17 protein-coding genes are annotated in these 18697 nt (G+C 74.7%); 10 read left to right on the forward strand and 7 right to left on the reverse strand.

All coding sequences use genetic code 11. The features are described 5' to 3' along the window. The first annotated feature begins 23 nt into the window (after positions 1-23). Positions 24-1217: a glycosyltransferase gene (locus tag ACGFSH_RS15145; RefSeq protein WP_393349149.1), complete on the forward strand. Its 1194-nt coding sequence runs from the start codon at positions 24-26 to the stop codon at positions 1215-1217. A 22-nt stretch (positions 1218-1239) separates the two neighbouring features. Here ACGFSH_RS15145 and ACGFSH_RS15150 read toward each other — a convergent pair whose 3' ends face one another. Continuing rightward, on the reverse strand, positions 1240-2565 hold the full coding sequence (locus ACGFSH_RS15150; protein ID WP_393349151.1) for a TerD family protein: 1326 nt from the start codon (positions 2563-2565) through the stop codon (positions 1240-1242). Between the two features lie 297 nt (positions 2566-2862). Between ACGFSH_RS15150 and ACGFSH_RS15155 the strand changes: the two genes are divergently transcribed. From ACGFSH_RS15155 to ACGFSH_RS15170, 4 genes are all read left to right on the forward strand, one after another. Then, positions 2863-3312, forward strand: a complete 450-nt coding sequence (locus ACGFSH_RS15155) for a DUF6643 family protein (protein WP_329406897.1) — start codon at positions 2863-2865, stop codon at positions 3310-3312. A gap of 43 nt (positions 3313-3355) precedes the next feature. After that, entirely contained in the window at positions 3356-4180 is an 825-nt protein-coding gene (locus tag ACGFSH_RS15160) for an MOSC domain-containing protein (protein ID WP_393348544.1), read from the forward strand. 181 nt (positions 4181-4361) lie between these two features. Further along, a complete protein-coding gene (locus ACGFSH_RS15165) occupies positions 4362-4967 on the forward strand; it encodes a hypothetical protein (protein WP_393348546.1) in 606 nt (201 codons plus the stop codon). Between the two features lie 107 nt (positions 4968-5074). Further along, positions 5075-7522: a right-handed parallel beta-helix repeat-containing protein gene (locus ACGFSH_RS15170; protein WP_393348548.1), complete on the forward strand. Its 2448-nt coding sequence runs from the start codon at positions 5075-5077 to the stop codon at positions 7520-7522. 17 nt (positions 7523-7539) lie between these two features. Here ACGFSH_RS15170 and ACGFSH_RS15175 read toward each other — a convergent pair whose 3' ends face one another. Then, positions 7540-10071: a hypothetical protein gene (locus ACGFSH_RS15175; RefSeq protein ID WP_393348550.1), complete on the reverse strand. Its 2532-nt coding sequence runs from the start codon at positions 10069-10071 to the stop codon at positions 7540-7542. Between the two features lie 289 nt (positions 10072-10360). On the opposite strand from ACGFSH_RS15175, the gene ACGFSH_RS15180 reads away from it, so the two are divergent. Both ACGFSH_RS15180 and ACGFSH_RS15185 read left to right on the forward strand, forming a co-directional pair. Then, positions 10361-11191 (forward strand): DeoR/GlpR family DNA-binding transcription regulator, encoded by an 831-nt coding sequence (locus tag ACGFSH_RS15180; RefSeq protein WP_329406906.1) that lies wholly within the window; start codon positions 10361-10363, stop codon positions 11189-11191. Positions 11192-11242: 51 nt separating this feature from the next. Further along, positions 11243-11713 carry an SRPBCC family protein gene (locus ACGFSH_RS15185; RefSeq protein ID WP_393348552.1) on the forward strand — a complete coding sequence of 157 codons (471 nt, stop codon included), beginning with the start codon at positions 11243-11245 and terminating at the stop codon, positions 11711-11713. Positions 11714-11784: 71 nt separating this feature from the next. On the opposite strand, the gene ACGFSH_RS15190 is transcribed toward ACGFSH_RS15185, so the two are convergent. After that, positions 11785-12909, reverse strand: a complete 1125-nt coding sequence (locus ACGFSH_RS15190; protein WP_393348554.1) for a PLP-dependent cysteine synthase family protein — start codon at positions 12907-12909, stop codon at positions 11785-11787. Positions 12910-13253: 344 nt separating this feature from the next. On the opposite strand from ACGFSH_RS15190, the gene ACGFSH_RS15195 reads away from it, so the two are divergent. Further along, entirely contained in the window at positions 13254-13577 is a 324-nt protein-coding gene (locus ACGFSH_RS15195) for a hypothetical protein (RefSeq protein ID WP_329406915.1), read from the forward strand. Positions 13578-13793: 216 nt separating this feature from the next. Then, positions 13794-14330: an ATP-binding protein gene (locus tag ACGFSH_RS15200; protein WP_393348556.1), complete on the forward strand. Its 537-nt coding sequence runs from the start codon at positions 13794-13796 to the stop codon at positions 14328-14330. Positions 14331-14437: 107 nt separating this feature from the next. Here ACGFSH_RS15200 and ACGFSH_RS15205 read toward each other — a convergent pair whose 3' ends face one another. Then, a complete protein-coding gene (locus tag ACGFSH_RS15205) occupies positions 14438-14713 on the reverse strand; it encodes an SHOCT domain-containing protein (RefSeq protein ID WP_393348558.1) in 276 nt (91 codons plus the stop codon). Positions 14714-15036: 323 nt separating this feature from the next. Between ACGFSH_RS15205 and ACGFSH_RS15210 the strand changes: the two genes are divergently transcribed. Further along, entirely contained in the window at positions 15037-15225 is a 189-nt protein-coding gene (locus ACGFSH_RS15210; protein WP_393348559.1) for a DUF1272 domain-containing protein, read from the forward strand. 498 nt (positions 15226-15723) lie between these two features. Here ACGFSH_RS15210 and ACGFSH_RS15215 read toward each other — a convergent pair whose 3' ends face one another. From ACGFSH_RS15215 to ACGFSH_RS15225, 3 genes are all read right to left on the reverse strand, one after another. Beyond that, positions 15724-16614: an NAD(P)-dependent oxidoreductase gene (locus ACGFSH_RS15215; protein ID WP_393348561.1), complete on the reverse strand. Its 891-nt coding sequence runs from the start codon at positions 16612-16614 to the stop codon at positions 15724-15726. Between the two features lie 126 nt (positions 16615-16740). After that, positions 16741-17985, reverse strand: a complete 1245-nt coding sequence (locus ACGFSH_RS15220) for an ROK family protein (protein WP_393348563.1) — start codon at positions 17983-17985, stop codon at positions 16741-16743. 28 nt (positions 17986-18013) lie between these two features. Next, a complete protein-coding gene (locus ACGFSH_RS15225; RefSeq protein ID WP_393348565.1) occupies positions 18014-18676 on the reverse strand; it encodes an alpha-ketoglutarate-dependent dioxygenase AlkB family protein in 663 nt (220 codons plus the stop codon). Positions 18677-18697 lie beyond the last annotated feature (21 nt).

Raw genomic sequence — 18697 nt, forward strand, 5'->3', positions numbered from 1 at the left:
ATGTGCCCCGGCGGCCCGGCGGGGTGGGGCAGACTGCGCGCGTGAGCGCCGTCGTGTGGATCGCCGCCCTGTCCCTGGCCGCCTGGCTGTGGCTGCTGCTCTGTCAGGGCCTCTTCTGGCGCACGGACGTCAGACTGCCCGCGCGCACGGCGCCGGAGCGATGGCCCTCCGTCTGCGTCGTCGTCCCCGCGCGCGACGAGGCCGCCGTCCTGCCCGCGAGTCTGCCCACCCTGCTCGCGCAGGACTATCCGGGCCGCGCGGAGGTCTTCCTCGTCGACGACGGCAGCGGCGACGGCACCGGCGAGCTGGCGCGGACCCTCGCCCGGCGGCACGGCGGACTGCCGCTGACCGTGGACTCGCCCGGGGAGCCGCCCGCGGGCTGGACCGGGAAGCTGTGGGCGGTGCGTCACGGGATCGCGCTGGCACGCGCGCGTGAGCCCGAGTACCTCCTCCTCACCGACGCCGACATCGCGCACGCGCCCGACAGCCTGCGGGAGCTGGTGGCGGCGGCGCGCTCCGGGGGGTTCGACGTCGTCTCCCAGATGGCGCGGCTGCGGGTGGAGAGCGTGTGGGAGCGGCTGGTGGTCCCGGCGTTCGTCTACTTCTTCGCGCAGCTGTACCCGTTCCGCCGGATCGGCCGGCGCGGATCGCGCACGGCGGCCGCGGCGGGCGGCTGCGTCCTGCTGCGCGACGACGCGGCCGTGCGGGCGCGGATCCCGGACGCGATCCGGCACGCCGTCATCGACGACGTGGCCCTGGCCCGTGCCGTGAAGGCGGCGGGCGGTCACGTCTGGCTGGGGCTTGCCGACCGGGTGGACAGCGTGCGCCCGTACCCGCGGCTGCACGACCTGTGGCGGATGGTCTCGCGCAGCGCCTACGCGCAGTTGCGGCACAGCCCGCTCCTGCTGGCGGGCACGGTGCTCGGCCTCGTCCTGGTGTACCTGGTGCCGCCGCTCGCCCTGCCGGCCGGGCTCGCCGCCGGCAGCGCGGCGACGGCGGTGTGCGGCGCTCTGGCGTGGTTGGTCATGGCGGGGACGTATGTGCCGATGCTCCGCTACTACGGGCAGCCCTTGTGGCTCGCTCCCCTGCTGCCGTGCACCGCGTTCCTCTATCTGCTGATGACGGTGGACTCCGCGGTGCAGCACTACCGGGGGCGCGGTGCGGCCTGGAAGGGCCGCACCTACGCGCGTCCGGACGCCGTCGCCGACGAGGGCTGATCCGCGCGGGCGGGCGCGGGCTCTATTTGCGGCCGGGCGTCCAGTTCATGCCCCACCCGTAGGCGTGGTCGACGGTCCGCTGGGGGCTCACGCCGCGTTCCGGCACCAGGTAGCGGGCCTCGCGCTGGACGACGAGGTCGCCTCCGTGGTTGGTGATGAGGGCGAGGGCGCAGACGGTGGACGGGACGGTGCACTCGTCGAGGGAGAAGTCGACCGGTGCGCCGTGCTGGGGCTGGAGCGTGACCGTGGCGTGCAGGTCGGCGAAGGAGCGGGCGCCCTCGTAGATGGTGACGAACACCAGGATGCGGCGGAAGTCGTCGCGCCGGTCGAGGTTGACGGTGAGGTTCTCGCCGCTCGACACCGCGCCGGTGCGGTCGTCGCCGTCGAGGTGGATGTAGGGCGGCTGGTGCAGTGAGCCGAAGGCGTTGCCCAGGGCCTGGACGACGCCCTTGCGGCCGTCGGCGAGTTCGAACAGGGCGCACAGGTCGAGGTCGAGGTCGTTGTGCAGGGCGACCGCGCGGCCGCGTTTGCTGCCCCACCCGGAGAACTGCTTGCGCACCTCCCAGTTGAGGTTGACGCGCAGGGAGCCGGAGGTGCCGCCCTGTTTGGTCAGCGACACCGAGGGGGCGGCCTTGGTGAGCGTCACCTTGGTCAGCCGTACCGGTGCGGCGGGCGGCGCCGGCGGCGGTGGCGGGGTCTGGTGCGAGGGCGGGGGGACCGTGGCCGGGAAGGCGGGCCGGGCCGGCGACTGGGGGAAGGGCGGCGCGGCGGGAGGCAGCGGAGTCCGCGAGGTCTGCGGAGCCGGCGGGGTGGGCGCGGCGGTCTGCTGCGGCTCGTCGACGGTGATGCCGAAATCGGTGGCCAGTCCTTCGAGGCCGCTGTCGTATCCCTGGCCGACGGCCCGGAACTTCCAGGCGCCCTGGCGGCGGTAGAACTCGCCGAGGACGAAAGCCGTCTCGACGGTGGCGCCGGTGCTGTCGAAGCGTGCCACGACGGTGCTCTGCGCGGCGTCCCGCACCTCGATGTAGAGGTCGGGGACCTGGCCGAACGAGCCGCCGTCCGCCGAGGCGGCGACGACGACGGTCTCGACGGCGGGCTCCACGCGCGCGAGGTCGACGAGCAGGCTGTCGGTCGTGCGGCCGGCGGCGGCGCCCTTGCCTTCGTGGCGGACCGCGCCGGAGGCGTGGGCGGGCTGGTTGTAGAAGACGAAGTCGGAGTCGGACCGGACCTTTCCGCCCACGAGCACCAGCGCCGAGGCGTCGACGTCCGGGACGCCCGGCCCTTGGCGCCACCCCAGCTCGACCCGCAGTGCCGTGGTCGGCACCGGAGCATTGGAGCCCTTCGGCATGGACATGTACGCCCCCATCGTCGGTCGGATGCGCCGGGCGGCGCGCCGGCGCTCCTCGGGTTGTCTACCCGTCAACCTATGGCGCGGGACGGCGCACGCCCATCCGGAGCACGGGAACGGCTCCGCCAAACCGCGGGTAACCCGCTCGGATCTCGGGCTTTACACGATCCACGGTCCGTTTGCCGTCCCTTTTCCCCATGTTCGCTCGCATTGGGGATCCAAGGCCACCGCGGACACGGAAATCAACCCTCTTATCGGTCTCCCCAACCAGCACATCGTGGGCTTAACTTATGTGCCATGACCTCCCCCCGCTCCACCTATGGCGGCGGCTACTACTCCGCCTCCTTCCCGGACACCCCGATCTACGACTCGCTCGTCGCCGAGCGGGGCACCCCGCAGATCGCCCCGATCCGGGTTCCCGCCGCGTACGACATGGGCGCGAGCCATCTGCCCGCGCTCCCCTCGGCCCTGCCGGCTCTCCCGGCGGGCCCCTCCCAGGCCTCGTACGGGTCGTACGGCTCCTACGGCTATCCGCAGGCGCAGCAGCCCGCACCGCTTCAGCAGGCCCCGGCGGCGTACATTCCGCCGCAGGCCGGCCCGCCGCGCGGCTATCCGGGTCCGCAGGCGCAGCAGCAGATGCGCCCGGCGGCCCCGGCCGGCTACGAGGCGATGCGTCCCGCCGCGCCCCGGCCGCCCGCGCCCCAGTACCAGGATCCGTACAACAACCAGCAGTACCGCGGTTACTGAAAACCGCTCCGGGGTTCCCGCCGTCACCTGGCAGGATGACCCCATGGGGAATGCGGAACTGCTGTCGATACATGTCCATCCGGTCAAGGCGTTCCGGGGCCAGGCGCTCCGTGAGGCCGTCGTGGAGCCCTGGGGGCTGGCCGCTGACCGGCGATGGACGCTGATCGACGACGGGGGAAAGGTCGTCACCCAACGCCAGCAGCCGCATCTCGCCCTGGCCGCCGCCGAGCCCGTGCCCGGCGGCGGCGTCCGTCTGTCGGCGCCCGGCCGGGAACCGCTGACCGTTCCGGTGCCGGAGCCCGTCGGCACGGTGTCCATGGACGTGTTCGGCGACAAGGTGGAGGCGGTCCTCGCCGGCGCCGCGGCGCACCGCTGGTGCAGTGACTACGTCGGCGCCGACGTGCGGCTGGTGCACATGGACGACCCGGCGGCCCGCAGACCGGTCGATCCCGCGTACGCCCTGCCCGGTGAGACCGTCTCCTTCGCCGACGGCTATCCGCTGCTCGCCGTCTCGTCCGCCTCCCTGGACGCCCTCAACTCCCTCATCGCGCAAGGCCCCCACGCTGCGGAGGGGCCGCTGCCGATGAACCGTTTCCGGCCCAATCTCGTCGTGGGGGGCACCGAGCCCTGGGCCGAGGACCACTGGTCGCGGCTGATCGTGGGCGAGGTCGAGTTCCGGGTGGTCAAGCCGTCGGGGCGGTGCGTGGTGACCACCACCGACCAGGACACCGCGGTTCGCGGCAAGGAGCCCCTGTCCACCCTGGGCCGTCACCGGCGCCTCGACGACGGGCTGGTGTTCGGGCAGAACCTGGTCCCCCTCTCCCGCGGCACGGTCCGGGTGGGCGATCCGGTGCGCGTCGTCGCGTAGTTCCGGCCCCGCCCGGCCGACCGCGTCCGCCCCCGGGAACCTCCGCCCGGCGGTGAGGCGTTGGGACGACGTGGGACGTTCATGAGAGGGCCCGGGTCCCCGGCGGTGCGGTTCCGCGTCGCCGGCGCCCGCGCGTGGACGGCCGCGACGGGATCGTCACGGGGGGAGGGGGGTGCGCGCGATGGGCGTCATCGGCGGACTCTGGCGCTGGCGGCACAATCCGCTGCGCCGGGGCACGGATCTGGCCGAGGCCTGGGTGGCGTTGTCCGCCCTGCTGCTGGTCTGTCTCGTCGCTCCCTTCGTGGGCTTCCTCGTCGGCGGGGCGGCGCAGGGCGCGCTACAGCGGTCGGTCCGCGAACAGCACGCCTCCCGCCACCGGGTGACGGCCACCGTGCTGCGCAGGACGGGCGTCTCGTCGCCGGACGCGGACTACGAGACGGCCACCGGCCGCGAGGCACGCACCAGGGTCGTCGCGGGCTGGACGGCTCCGGACGGCGCCAGGCGGCACGGCACCGTCCTGTCGGGCCTCGAAAGACCGCACAGCGGCGACCGTTTCGGCATATGGACGGACGCGCACGGCCGTCTGGTGGCACGGCCGCTGGACTCCGCCACCGCGACCACGCACGCCGTGCTGGCCGGCATCGGCGCGGCCCTGCTCACCGCGGGCGCCGTCGAGGGCGGCCGACGGGTGGTCATGTGGCGCATGGTGCTGCGCCGGTACGCGGGGTGGGACCGGGCCTGGGACCGGGCGGGCCCGGACTGGGGACGCACCGGCGCCGGCAGTTGACGGCCTTCCGTCTCTGGTCAACCCACCACCCGCGCGCACGCTACGGTGGTCCGGCCGAACCATTCGGCATCAACCCGCGTACCACGAGGTGGGGGCACAGCAACGCCATGGCACAGGGCACGGTCCAGGTGACGCACACCGGCACATCGCGGTGGCGGCGCCGCACGGGTGAGTACGCGTCGCTCGCCGCCGCCCTGGAGGCCGCGGCCGAGGGCGACGTCCTCACCATCGCTCCCGGCACCTACCGGGAGAACCTCGTCGTCCAGCGGTCGGTGACCCTGCGCGGCCCCGAGGGCTCCCCCGGCTCGGTGCGGCTGGCTCCCGCGGACGGCGTGCCGCTGACCGTGCGCGCCTCGGCGGTGGTCCAGGACCTGCACGTGGAGGGCCAGGACGCGGCCGCGCCCGCGGTGCTCGTCGAGGAGGGCGCCCCGGAACTCCTCGACCTGCGGATCGTGACCCGGTCCTCGGCGGGTGTGGAGGTGCGCGGCGGCGCCCGCCCCACGGTCCGGCGGTGCACCGTCGACAACCCGGCCGGCATCGGCATCGCCGTGGTCGACGGCGGCGGCGGTGTCTTCGAGGAGTGCGAGATCGTCGCGGCCGGTCAGGCCGGTGTCGCCGTGCGCGGCGGCGCCCACCCCCGGCTGGAGCGCTGCAGGGTGCACCACACCTCGGGCGCGGGCCTGAGCGCGACCGGCGACAACTCGGCGCTGGAGGCCGTCGGCTGCGAGGTCTACGAGATCAGGGGCAGCGGCGTGCAGGTCACCGCCCGCGCGACCGCGCATCTCACCGACTGCGACGTGCACCGCACGACCGCCGACGGCGTCACCCTCGACACCGACGCGGTGCTCACCCTGGCCGACTGCCGCATCCACGACATCCCGGAGAACGCGGTCGACCTGCGCTCGCGTTCCGTGCTGACGCTGACCCGCACGACGGTGCGTCAGTTCGGGCGCAACGGGCTGTCGGTGTGGGATCCCGGCACGCGCGTGGACGCCAACCAGTGCGAGATCTTCGACAGCACCGGCGACTACCCGGCCGTCTGGGTCAGCGACGGCGCCACGGCCGTGCTGGACTCGTGCCGGGTGCACGACGTGCCGGACGCCCTGTTCGTCCTCGACCGCGGCTCCCGGGCGGACGTCGTCGACAGCGACCTCTTCCAGGTGCGCAACACGGCGGTGTCCGTGAGCGACGGGGCGACGGCCCAGCTCGACGACTGCCGTATCCGCGACGCGGCGACCGGCGCCTGGTTCCGCGACCACGGCAGCGGCGGCACCCTCGCCAACTGCACGGTGGACGCCACCCAGACCGGCGTGATCGTCACCAAGGGCGCCGACCCGACCGTGGAGCGCTGCACGGTCGACTCCCCCGCCGAGGCCGGCTTCTACGTCTCGGCCGGCGGCCGGGGCAGCTTCCTGAACTGCCGGGTCACCAACAGCGGGGGCTACGGCTTCCACGTGATAGACGGCAGCCGCACGACTCTGCGCAAGTGCCGCACGGAGCGCTGCGCGCGCGGCGGCTACGAGTTCGCGGACGCCGGGACGGACGCCGCGTCCGGGTCCGCGCCCGTCGTCGAGGACTGCACCAGCGACGAGAGCGCGGGCGCGCGCACCCCGGGCCTCGCGGCGGCGCCGGAGCCCGCCGTGCAGACGAGCGCCCAGTCGCCGGGACTGCTCGGCTCGATCCCCGGGCAGCGCGCCACCGCCCCCGAGGCGGCCACGCCCGGGAACGAGCCGGGGGCGTCGGTACGGACGTCCAAGGACGTGCTCGGCGAACTGGACACGCTGGTCGGCCTGGAGAGCGTCAAGCGCGAGGTGCGCGCCCTCATCGACATGATCGAGGTGGGCCGGCGCCGTCAGCAGGCCGGGCTCAAGGCCGCGTCCGTCAAACGGCATCTGGTCTTCACGGGCTCCCCCGGCACCGGAAAGACGACGGTGGCGCGGCTGTACGGCGAGATCCTCGCCGCGCTCGACGTCCTGGAGAAGGGCCACCTGGTCGAGGTGTCCCGCGTCGACCTGGTCGGCGAGCACATCGGCTCCACCGCGATCCGCACCCAGGAGGCCTTCCAACGGGCCCACGGCGGGGTGCTGTTCATCGACGAGGCGTACGCCCTGTCGCCCGAGGACGCGGGCCGGGACTTCGGCAAGGAGGCCATCGACACCCTCGTCAAGCTGATGGAGGACCACCGGGACTCCGTCGTCGTCATCGTGGCGGGCTACACGGCGGAGATGGAGCGGTTCCTGTCGGTCAACCCCGGTGTGGCGTCCCGTTTCTCACGGACGATCACCTTCGGCGACTACGGGCCGGACGAACTGCTGCGGATCGTGGAGCAGCAGGCCGAGGAGCACGAGTACCGGCTCGGACCGGGCACCGCGGACGCGCTGCTGAAGTACTTCACGGAGCTGCCCAAGGGCCCCGCCTTCGGCAACGGACGCACCGCGCGCCAGACCTTCGAGGCGATGGTGGAGCGGCACGCGAGCCGGGTCGCGCAGGTCACGGAGCCGAGCAAGGACGACCTGACGCTGCTGTACGCGGAGGACCTGCCGCAGCTGCCCTGACCCGGCCCTGCCGCGGCTCACGCGCGCTGCGCGGGAACCCCGGACCGCAACCGGGCCAGCAGCAGCTCGCGTTCCTGCGCGAAGGCGGGGTCCGCCTGGTAGTCGGAGTGGCCGAGGACGGGTGCGGGCAACGGGTGCGCCGCGTCCCGGCCGTAGGCCAGCGGGTCCGCGAGGGGCGGCCGGTCGACCTGCGGGCCGCGGTGGTCGCCGGGCGGCCGGACCGGTCCGCCGATGGGGTCGGTGAGCCGGTACAGGTTGCGCCAGCAGGCGATGTCCTCGTGCAGCGCGGCGAGCGCGGACGGGCCGAAGTGGGCCGGGAACCAGCGGCCGTAGAGGCGCTCGATCGGTGAGCCGTAGGTGAGCAGGGCGACCCGCCTGCGGTCGGAGGGCTTGAGCTGCCAGGCCGCGGCGGCCGCCAGCACGCTGCCCTGGGAGTGGCCGGAGATGACGAGGCGCCCGCCGGTGGCCCGCGTCCAGGTGGCCACCCGCCAGGTCAGGTCGGGCACGGCGCGCTCCGCGTAGCAGGGCGGGGCGAAGGGATGCGCGGCGCGTGGCCAGAAGGTGCCGACGTCCCAGAGGATGCCGATGGTGCGCCGCGCGGAGGCGTCCTTGTAGGCGCGGCGTCCCCAGGTGACGAACAGGACGAAGCCGAGCCCTATGAGCCAGGAGCCCAGCGCCTGCGCTGTCTGCGCCGCGCCGTGCACGAAGGCCGGGGCCTGCTCCGCGGCCCGGGCAGGCGTCTTCGCGGTGCCGAGGGCGCCGGCGACGGCTCCCCCGCCGAGCAGGAGCGTCGCGGTGGAGACGACGGCGACGAGGAGCGGGCCACGGTCGGTGAGGGTGGCCATCGCACGGGCCCGCGCGATACGGCGGGTGCGCGCGGGGTCGCCGTGCTCCACCCCGTACTCCCGCAGTACCTCGGTCTGTTCCGCGCGGGTGAGCAGCCAGGCCTGGCGGCCGAGCAGCGCGCACAGGACCAGCAGGACGACGAGCAGGACCGGGATCACGGACGCCTGCCAGGTCAGCACGACCGGGGGTCCGTCGAGTCCGGTGCCGGTGCCGTCCAGCCAGTCCGAGACGCGCTGGGCGACGCCCCCGGACATGACCCCGCCCAGCGCACAGGCCAGCATCGCGACGGCCGGGCCGCCGAGCCCGTGCAGCGCGCAGCGCTCCAACCAGGCGACCGCGCTCCCTTCCGGCCCCACCTCGTTCCGCCCGCCGACGCCGGCGCCGACGCGGTCGGTGTCGGTGTCCGGATCGGTGGGCTGTGACGCTCCGGGCGGGCCGCCGTCGGCCCGGTCCTCCCCGCGCGGCGCCGGGGCGCCGAGGGGGACGGCGGAGGGCGGCTCGGGGGCGCGCGGCCCGGCCGCCTTGCACCGGCCGGCGCCGGCTTCTTCCGTGCCGCCCGCCGCGGCCGAGCGCTCCTGCGGGCAGTGGTGCAGGAGGCGGGCGGCGACCGCGAGGGCGACGACCAGCGCACCCTGGGCGAGGGCGAGCGCGCCGAAGGTCGCGTCGCCCGGCAGGCGGCCCTCGGAATGCCAGCCGGGACGCTCCCAGCCGGCGTACACCAGCGTGAGGGCGAGCAGGGCGAGGGCGGCCGACGGCAGCCGGCGCACCAGGTGGGCGTCGAGGCGGCGGTCGAGGCGGTGCTCGCTGCGGCCGCGGCGGCACACCACCCACACCGTGGCCAGCGCGCCCGCGATCAGGGAGGCCTCCAGCAGCCGGCCCAGGACGTCGAGAACGGCCGGACCGCCCGCCTCGCGGTCCTGGCGCACGGCGGCGGCGCCGACCGCGGCGGCCACCGTCAGCAGGCCCGCCGCGGTGTGCGCCGCGCGCAGCCGGGCCACCAGCCGGCGCCCGTACCAGAAGCCGGGGCGGCCGAGCGCGGTGTCCGAGGGGCCGTCCTCCGGTTCGGGCGCGCGGTCGAGGGGCTCCTGCGACTCGTAGGCCCGCCAGGTGCGGTGGGAGAGGTACCACAGGAGGCCGACGAGGGCGGCGGGGACCAGGGCGGCGAGGGCCAGGCGGCGGCCCGGCGGGCTCCACCAGCCGTCGTCCGAGACCGCCGGCGACAGGAAGCCCAGCCAGGAGTGGCGGCGCGCGCACGCGGAGGTGCCCGCGCACTGCCAGGCGGTCAGGTCCAGGGCGACCTCACAGGCCGCGGCGACGAGGAGCACGGTCAGGCTCAGCGCCGCCAGCCGCACCAGGAGGCCGTACAGGCGGACCGTGCGGACGCGCCCGCGAGCGGCGGGGCGCATCCAGTGGGCGAGGTTGACGACCATGAAGGGCAGCAGGAGCAGCCACAGGGCGCGGGTGCCGTCGCCGGAGGTGAGGTTGGACCAGACGTAGGCCTCCGGGACGGGGGTGTCGCTGCGGCGGTCGTCGGCGGGGCGGGCCTCGGCGCCGACGTCGTCGGTCCGCCGGTAGACGGCCGCCGTGTCGTCGCCGGTGATCCGCTCGGTGCGCGGATCGTTCAGCATCTTCTCGGGCGTGGCGCCGCCCACGCCGTGGACCAGGAGTTCCAGGGCCGCTCCGTCGGTACCGGCACGTTTCACCGTGGGCACCTCCCCCGTGACACGCCGTCGACATGTGTCCGTGCGGGCATATGATCGCCGCCCGCGACGCGTGATACACCTCCCGTCACGGAATATCCCCGCGCTGTGCGACGCACGCGCGGGCGGGCCGGGAACACCGTGGGTGACATGACCGCGACGGGGTGGTGGCACTGCTGTGAACGGGCCGTGCGAGGATGGGACGCCCGCACACCGACGTCGGCCGGCTCAGCCTCGTCGAAGCAGGTGAGCGGGCCTGTCGAACGGCTTGAGGGAAAGGACCGGAGCGTACGTGAGTGAGAATCAGAACCTCCTCGCGGAGCAGCGCCGCGCCCTCATCCTGGACGAGGTCCGTCGCCGTGGCGGTGTCCGCGTCAACGAGCTGACGCGCAAGCTCGGCGTGTCGGACATGACGGTGCGCCGCGACCTGGACGCGCTGGCGCGCCAGGGCGTCCTGGAGAAGGTGCACGGCGGCGCGGTCCCGGTGATGGAGGCGAGCACGCACGAGCCGGGCTTCGAGGCGAAGTCGGGCCTGGAGCTGACCGCCAAGGAGGACATCGCCAAGGCGGCGGCGCAGCTCGTCACCCCGGGCAGCGCGATCGCGCTGTCGGGCGGCACGACGACGTTCGCGCTGGCGCATCACCTGGTGGACCTGCCGGACCTGACGGTGGTCACCAACTCGGTGCGGGTGGCGGACGTCTTCCACGTGGCGCAGCGCTCCTCCGGCCCGCGGCAGGGCGCGGCCACGGTCGTGCTGACCGGCGGGGTGCGCACGCCGTCGGACTCGCTGGTGGGGCCGGTGGCCGACCAGGCCATCGCCGCGCTCCACTTCGACGTGCTGTTCCTCGGTGTGCACGGCATATCGGCGGAGGCCGGTCTGTCGACGCCGAACCTGGCGGAGGCGGAGACCAACCGGCGTCTGGTGCAGTCGGCGCGGCGCGTGGTGGTGGTCGCGGACCACACCAAGTGGGGTGTGGTGGGGCTGAGTTCGTTCGCCGCGCTGGAGCAGGTGGACACGCTGGTGACCGACGCGGGGCTGCCGGGCGCGGCGCGCGTGGAGATCTCCGAGCAGCTGCGGCGGCTGGTGGTCGCGGGCGAGCCCGACGAGGATGCAGACATCTGACGGAGCCGCCGCTAGGGTGACCCCCCGCCGACCGAGGGGGTTCGTCTCGCCATGGTCCGTCGTCTGCGCCCTGAAGGGCTCGGCTTCGTCGACATCGCTCCCGTGCGCATGGTCTTCGCCCGCGACATGCGCGCGCCCGTCGAACGGGTCTACCGGGCGCTCGCGGACGATGTCCGCGGCTGGCCCGAATGGTTCACGGCCGTGACCGCCGTCGAGCCGCTGGACGGCGGCGCTGGGCGCGAGGTGCGGCTGCGGGGCGGCGCCCGGTTCCGGGAGACGGTCCTCGCGGCGAAGCCGTCGGAGCTGTACGCGTACCGCGTCGACGCCACCAACGTGCCGGGGATGCGGGCGCTCGTCGAGGAGTGGCGGCTCGCGCCCGCGGGCGTCGGCACCCGGGTGCGGTGGACGTTCGCGGTGGACGGGACGGCGGTGTTGCGGGGTGGGGCGCGGCTGGCCCGGCCGGGACTCGGGCGGTCGTTCCGGGAGGCCGTCGCCGCCCTGGACCGGCGGCTCGCCGGGTGACGCCCCGCCGGGCGCTCCCGGCGGGGCGTCACCGGCGGGGCGTCATCCGCCGTGCCTCATCTGTCGGGCGGTCACCGCGGCCAGACGCCGGTGGCCAGCAGTGACTCGATCGCGGCCGTGTACGGGGCGATGTCCAGGCCCTGTTCGGCGAGCCAGGCGTCGGAGTAGTACTTGTCGAGGTAGCGGTCGCCCGGGTCGCACAGCAGGGTGACCACGCTGCCCCGTCGGCCGTCCGCCACCATCTCGGCGACGATCTTGAGCGCGCTCCACAGTCCGGTGCCCGTGGAGCCGCCCGCCTTGCGGCCGATGGCCTGTTCCAGCGCCCGCACGGCGGCGACGCTGGCCGCGTCGGGGACCTTCATCATCCGGTCGACGGCCCCGGGCACGAAGCTGGGTTCCATACGGGGGCGGCCGATGCCCTCGATGCGCGAGCCGCAGTCACAGGTGACGTCCGGATCGCCGGTGGTCCAGCCCTCGAAGAAGCACGAGTTCTCCGGGTCGGCGACGCAGACGCGGGTGTCGCGCTGCGTGTAGTGGATGAAGCGCGCGAGGGTCGCGGAGGTGCCGCCGGTGCCGGCCGTGGCGACGATCCACGCGGGCTCCGGAAAACGCTCCGACTCCAGCTGGCGGAAGATGGATTCGGCGATGTTGTTGTTCCCGCGCCAGTCCGTGGCCCGTTCGGCGTAGGTGAACTGGTCCATGTAGTGGCCGCCGCTGTCCGCCGCGAGACGGGCCGACTCCTCGTACATGGTGCGCGAGTCGTCGACGAAGTGGCACCGGCCGCCGTGGAACTCGATCAGGCGGATCTTCTCCGCGCTCGTCGTACGCGGCATGACGGCGATGAAGGGCACGCCGATCAGCTTGGCGAAGTAGGCCTCCGACACGGCCGTCGAGCCGCTGGACGCCTCGATCACCGGGCGGTCCGGCCGGATCCAGCCGTTGCACAGACCGTAGAGGAAGAGGGAGCGGGCGAGCCGGTGCTTGAGGCTGCCGGTGGGGTGGGTCGACTCGTCCTTGAGATAGAGGTCGATGCCCCACCGCTCGGGCAGCGGGAAGCGCAGCAGGTGCGTGTCGGCCGAGCGGTTGGCGTCGGCCTGCACCTTGCGGACGGCCTCTTTCAGCCAGTCGCGGTAGGCGCTGTCGCTGCGGTCGACGTCGAGGGTGGCGCCGGTCCTGGCGGGTGGGGAGGTGGTCACGACGGGCTCCTTCAGGCTTCGCGCCGACGGTGGTCCGCGCGGCCGACGCATCGATCATAAACACCTTGCGCACGCTTCTCACCTGCATAAACACACCTTTGACGTCCTCAAAGAGGGGCCTGGGGAGCGGATGGGCGCGGGCGGGGGGCGCATTCGCGCGAGTGCTCCGGGCGGGCGCGCCGGGGTCGTCGCGCGCACTGGTGCTCGACGCCGGGCGCGGGCAGACTGCACCGGGCGGGGCGACGGCCCCGGACGGGGCGAGGGCCCCGGCCCGGAGCCGGCTCCCGGTCGGGGGCGCACACCGGAGCAGGGGAGAGAGACCGATCGCGAGGGGGCGGGAAGGCATGGCGGAGCCGGAGTTCACGGCTACGGGCGTGCGTATCGGCAAGCGGCTGCGTTCGCTCACCCGGGCCGGCCAGGTCCGGATCAACGACGGCAGGCTGGAGCTGCTGACCAGCTACGGCAGCGAGATCGACAGTGCGCCCGTGCAGGCGGTCCGCGCCTCCAGGCCCTGGTTCGCCGCGGAGGACCGGGCGCTGGCCGACCTCAACGGCAAGCGGTACCTGCTGACCCTCGGCGACCACGACCCGGCGCCGGGCGAGCCCGGCCCGCCCGCGGCGCGCCGGTTCATCGAGGCCGTGCGCAGGGCGGCGGGACGCGGCGGCTGAGACCGCGCGAAACCGGACGACGTTCCCGTGGCCGGATCACCGCGAGTTGCGGTACGGCATCCGCTGCGTCACTCTGGTCTCACGTCACTCTGGGTTTACCGGCGATAACGCTGCGAACCAGCCCGCCGGCCATGACAGCAGGCGGCCGCCTTGCGCAGACGCCCTGCTCGATCCGAACTCCGTGTTCTTCCGGACCTCAGTCGGGGAGTCGCAGCCGTGATCACCAACCCAAGCAGGCACTGCATGGTGGAGCTTCAGGCCCTGCCGTCGCGGATCGGACAGGTCCGCAGAATCGTATCGGCGCAACTGCGCTACTGGCACATGGACCCGCTGATAGACCGGGCCGCGCTCGGTGTGACGGAGCTGCTGACCAACGTCCACCTGCACGCCCAGCCCGACAAGACGTGCGTCGTGGAGCTGGAGCTGCTGCTGGACCGGCTCACCGTCTCCGTGCGGGACCATGATCCGCGGCTGCCCGTCATGGGCTCCGCCGAGCAGGAGGCCCTCGCCACCTGCGGACGCGGGCTGGCGATGGTGGCCGCGGTGAGCGAGAGCTGGGGCGCCCGGCCGGACGGGGAGTCCGGCAAGGTCGTGTGGTTCACGCTGCCCGCGCCCAGCGCCACCCGCGAGGTGTCGGCGCGGCCGACCCGGCGCACCCCCAGGGAGCAGACCGTGCCGCTGTTCGCGGAGGTCGGACCTGTCGACGACCTGGTTCCCGCCCATGCCCCCGCCCGGCCGGCCGTCGTCGGCTGACCGGGCGGTGACCGCCGCCGGACCCGCCCGCCCGAGGCGGCCAGCCCCCGAGGGGCGGCCGCCGGGCGGGCGTCGGCTTTCCGCGCACGGCGGGCGGCCCCGCCGGTTCAGCGGGCGGGCCGGCCGAACTGCTCGTCCAGGACCGACACCCGGCGCCAGTACTCGTCCTCGTCGATCTCACCGGAGGCGAAGCGCCGGCCGAGCACGGCGAGCGGGGAGTCGCCAGCGGGACGGTCCATCGTGTTCCACGGCCCGCGGCGGCCCCGCCCGGCCGTGCGGCGTACGAAGGTGACCACGCCGACGACGACGGCCGCCCAGATCAACGGAAGGAACAGGATCCAGGGGCCGGGCCCGCCGCCGCCCCAGTTCGCCAGGGTGTTCATCTCGGGTCATCTCCTCGGTGAGTTCTCGTGCACGGTGATGCTTCGAGACTCCCGCCGGACGGGGGTCCAGGGCGTCGTACGGTCAGCGGCAGTTCGCCTACCTCCCCGGGAGTAGGCGCGACGCGCCCCGGCGGTGCCGCGAGCGGGACATGGCCGCACGGGCGGCGGCCGTTCAGGCCTGATCGCCGGGGCCCGCTGACGCGCCCTGGCCCGATCGGGTCGAGGTCTGTCCCGCAGGCATGCTGTCCGGCGCGGCTCACCGCGTGAGGATGGCCGACGAAGCCGGACGACCGGTGAAGCCACAGGTGAGGAGCGGGACGGCCATGGCCCTGGAGATGCGCGACCACTGCGAGCGGTGCACGACGACCGCCCTGCCGCCCGGCGCTGCGGCCCGGATCTGCTCCTACGAGTGCACGTACTGCGTGCCGTGCGCCGAGGCTTTGCGGGACGTCTGCCCCAACTGCGCCGGCGAACTGACGCCCCGGCCCCGCCGGGCGCCCACCACCGCCTGACGCCCACGGCCCGCGAGAAGACGGCGGGGCCGACGCCCGAGATCCGGGCAACGCCCGGCAATCCGCGGACACCGCCTCGCGGTCCGCCGGGGGGCGACGGGGCGACGGACGAGGTCCGGGCAACACCCGGCAACCCGCAGCACCACGGAAGGGCCCACGGCCAACGCCCGGACACCGCCTCGCGACCCGCCGGACGCAGGCGGGGCCGACGGACGAGGTCCGGGCAACGCCCGGCACCCCCCGGACGACGGAAGGGGCCCACGGCCAACGCCCGGACACCGTCCCGCGGCCCGCCGGGGGGCGGCGGCGGGGCCCAAGGCCGAGGTCCGGGCGCGGACTTCCCGCTGGGCGGTCGCCGCCGGCCCCGTGATCAGGCCGAGTGGTCCGGATCGCCCACCAGGTGCCGACAGGCCACCTGGTGCGGTCGGCCCTCGCCCGCGGACCGAGCCCGTCACCTGCGCGGACCTGCCCCAGCCGCGGACCTGCCCCTTCCGCCGGTCAGGCCCCTTCCGCCTCCTCGAAGCTGGCGAAATAGGCGGCGGCCATGTCCTCGTCGCCGTGCCCCTGGGCGGCGGCGCGCTCCAGCCGCTCGGCGGTCGCCGCCGCCACGTCCAGCCGGACGCCGTTCGCGCGCCCGGCCTCGACGATCAGACGCGCGTCCTTGGCGGCGGTGGTCACGGCGAACTGGGCGGGCGAAAGCCGGTCGTCGAGGACCAGGGCCGTCTTCGCCTTCAGGTACCCCATGTCGAGCGGGCCGCCCTCGATGAGGTCGAAGAACGCGTGGGGGTCGACGTCCAGCGCCTCCGACAGGGCGAGGACCTCGCCGGCCGCCGCGGTGGCCGCGAGCACCCAGCTGTTGGCGACCAGTTTCAGACGGGTGGCGCTGCCCTCGGCGCCGTCCTCGCCGGTCCACACGGTCCGCGCGCCGACGGCCTCCAGGACGGGGGCCACCGCGGCGCGCCCGGCCTGTGGCCCCGCCGCGAGCACGGTCAGCTGACCGGCCTCGGCGGGCCGCCGGGTGCCCAGCACGGGCGCGTCGAAGAACACCAGGCCGTGGGCGCCGGCGAAGGCGGCGAGGTCGCCGACCGCCTCGATCCCGGCGGTCGTCGACTGCACCCAGGCCGCCCCGGACCGCAGCGCGGGCGCCGCCCGGCGCATGACCTCCAGCGCGGCGGGGCCGTCGTGGAGCATGGTCAGGACGACGTCCGCGCCCTCGACGGCCTCCTCGGGGGTGTCGGCCACGAGCACGCCGTCCTCGGCGAGCGGCTCCGCCTTGGCGCGGGTGCGGTTCCAGGCCCGCACGGTGTGTCCGGCCCGGGCGACGTTGCGCGCCATCGCGGCGCCCATGATGCCCGTGCCGAGGACGCTCACGGTCAGGTTGTCTGTCATACCGTCAACCTACGTCGGCGGGACCGCGGAAGACGGTCCCGCTTCGCGCGCTGGGCGGCCGGGCTCCCCGATTCCGCCGCTCGGCGGGCAGCGTGGCGTGCCGTCGCGCAACCCGCGCGGTGCGCCTCACCCGGCGGGCAGCGCTCCCAGCGGGTCGTCCAGCACCGGCTGCCAGGCGAGTTCGGCCGCGCCGACCAGGCTGTTGTGGTCGAGGGAGCAGGCGAGGATGGGCACCCCTCCGCTGTGCCCCCACAGACTGCGGTCGGAGACGACCGCGCGCAGCCGGCCCGGGTCGGCGTCCAGGAGGGTGCCGTGCAGGCCGCCGAGGACGATGCGGTCGGGATTGAGGATGTTGACCAGGCCCGCCAGGCCCAGACCGAGCCGGTCGATCAGGCTCTCCACGGCCGTGCGGACGGCCGGATCGCCGTGTTCCTCGCGGATCAGTTCGTTGGCCTGGTGCAGCAGGGAGCCCTCCGGGCCGGGCTCGCGGCCGGCCGCGGTGAGCAGCGCGAGCGGATCGGCCTCGACGTCGAGACAGCCGCGGCTGCCGCAGTGACAGGGCCGTCCCTCGGGGTTGACGGTGAGGTGGCCCACCTCGAGGGCGAGGCCCGAACTGCCGGTGTGCAGACGGCCGTCGAGCACGAGTGCGCCGCCTACGCCCCGGTGCCCCGTGGCCACGCAGAGCAGATCGCGGGCGCCGCGTCCCGCACCGTGCCGGTGCTCGGCGAGGGCGGCGAGGTTGACGTCGTTGGCCGCGAAGGCCGGGCCGGTGACGCCCGCCGCCCGGACCCGCTCGGCGAAGATCTCCCGCACGGGCGCTCCCACCGGCCACGCCAGGTGCAGCGGGTTCAGCGCCAGCCCCTCGGGCTCGGTGACCGCGGACGGCACGGCGAGCCCGGCGCCGACACAGCGTCTGCCGGTCGTCCGCAGCAGTTCCGCCCCGGCGTCGACGGCCGCGCCGAGGACCTTGGCCGGGTCGGCGTCGACGGTCTCGCAGCTGGGCGTCGTGGCGACGATCCGCCCGCCGAGGCCGACCAGCGCGGCCCGGTACCCGTCGGAGTGGACCTGGGCGGCCAGCACGACCGGCCCCTCGCGGGCGACTTCCAGCCGGTGCGAGGGACGGCCCTGCGATCCCGCCGCCGCGGCGGGCCGCGCGTCCACCCGGATCAGCCCCAGCGCCTCCAGCTCCGCGGCGACCGCGCCCGCCGTGGCCCGCGTGACGCCGAGTTCCGCGGTGAGCACGGCCCGGGTGGGCGCCCGTCCGGTGTGCACGAGCTCCAGCGCGGGGCCGAGCGCTCCACGCCCCCGGTCCAACCGCGCCCTCGAGGTGGTCCCTTCCCCCGCCGCCCGGGGGTCCGCCTTGCCGCTCATGAGGGCGAGTCTCCCATGATCCGCTTCGTCAGGCGGCGTCCGGGAATCCACTGACGCGCAGGGTGACGTTCAGCCGTCCCGTCAGTCCGAGTGAGGCCGGGGCCGTGCCGGGCAGCACCCGGGGCACCCCGTGGTAGGCGAGTCTGGACGCTCCTGCGAACACGAACAGGTCGCCGCTGCGCAGTTCCACGTCCGTGTAGGGCCGGGTGCGCGTCCTCGTGTTGCCGAAGCGGAAGACGCAGGCGTCGCCGAGGCTGAGGGAGACGACGGGCGCCGTGGCGCGCTCGTCGGCGTCCCGGTGCATGCCCATCCGGGCGTCGCCCTCGTAGAAGTTCACCAGTGCGATGTCGTAGTCGGCGCCCTCGGCCTCCGCCGGGCCCAGCGCGTCGGACACGGCGCGCCGGCCCAGCTCGCCCAGCCAGTCCGGGAACGGCTTGACGGGCGCTCCGTCGCCGTCGGCGACCGTGCGGGCGTAGGCGTAGGGGTACCAGTGCCAGCCCAGGCAGACCTGGCGCGCGGTCATGACGCCGCCGCCGGGCGTGCGGACCGTGCGCAGGCCGGCCGGGGGGCGGGCCCACTCCCGGCAGGCCTTCAGCAGCTCGCGCTGCCGGGCGTCGTCCAGCCAGTCGGGCAGATGCACCGCGCCCGGCGCGACCTGGGCCCGTTCGCGCGGAAACAGTCCGGTGTCCATGTCCCCATCCTCCTCCTCGGC

Origin of the sequence: Streptomyces sp. NPDC048481, from assembly GCF_043200075.1 — a bacterium.
GTDB lineage: Bacteria > Actinomycetota > Actinomycetes > Streptomycetales > Streptomycetaceae > Streptomyces.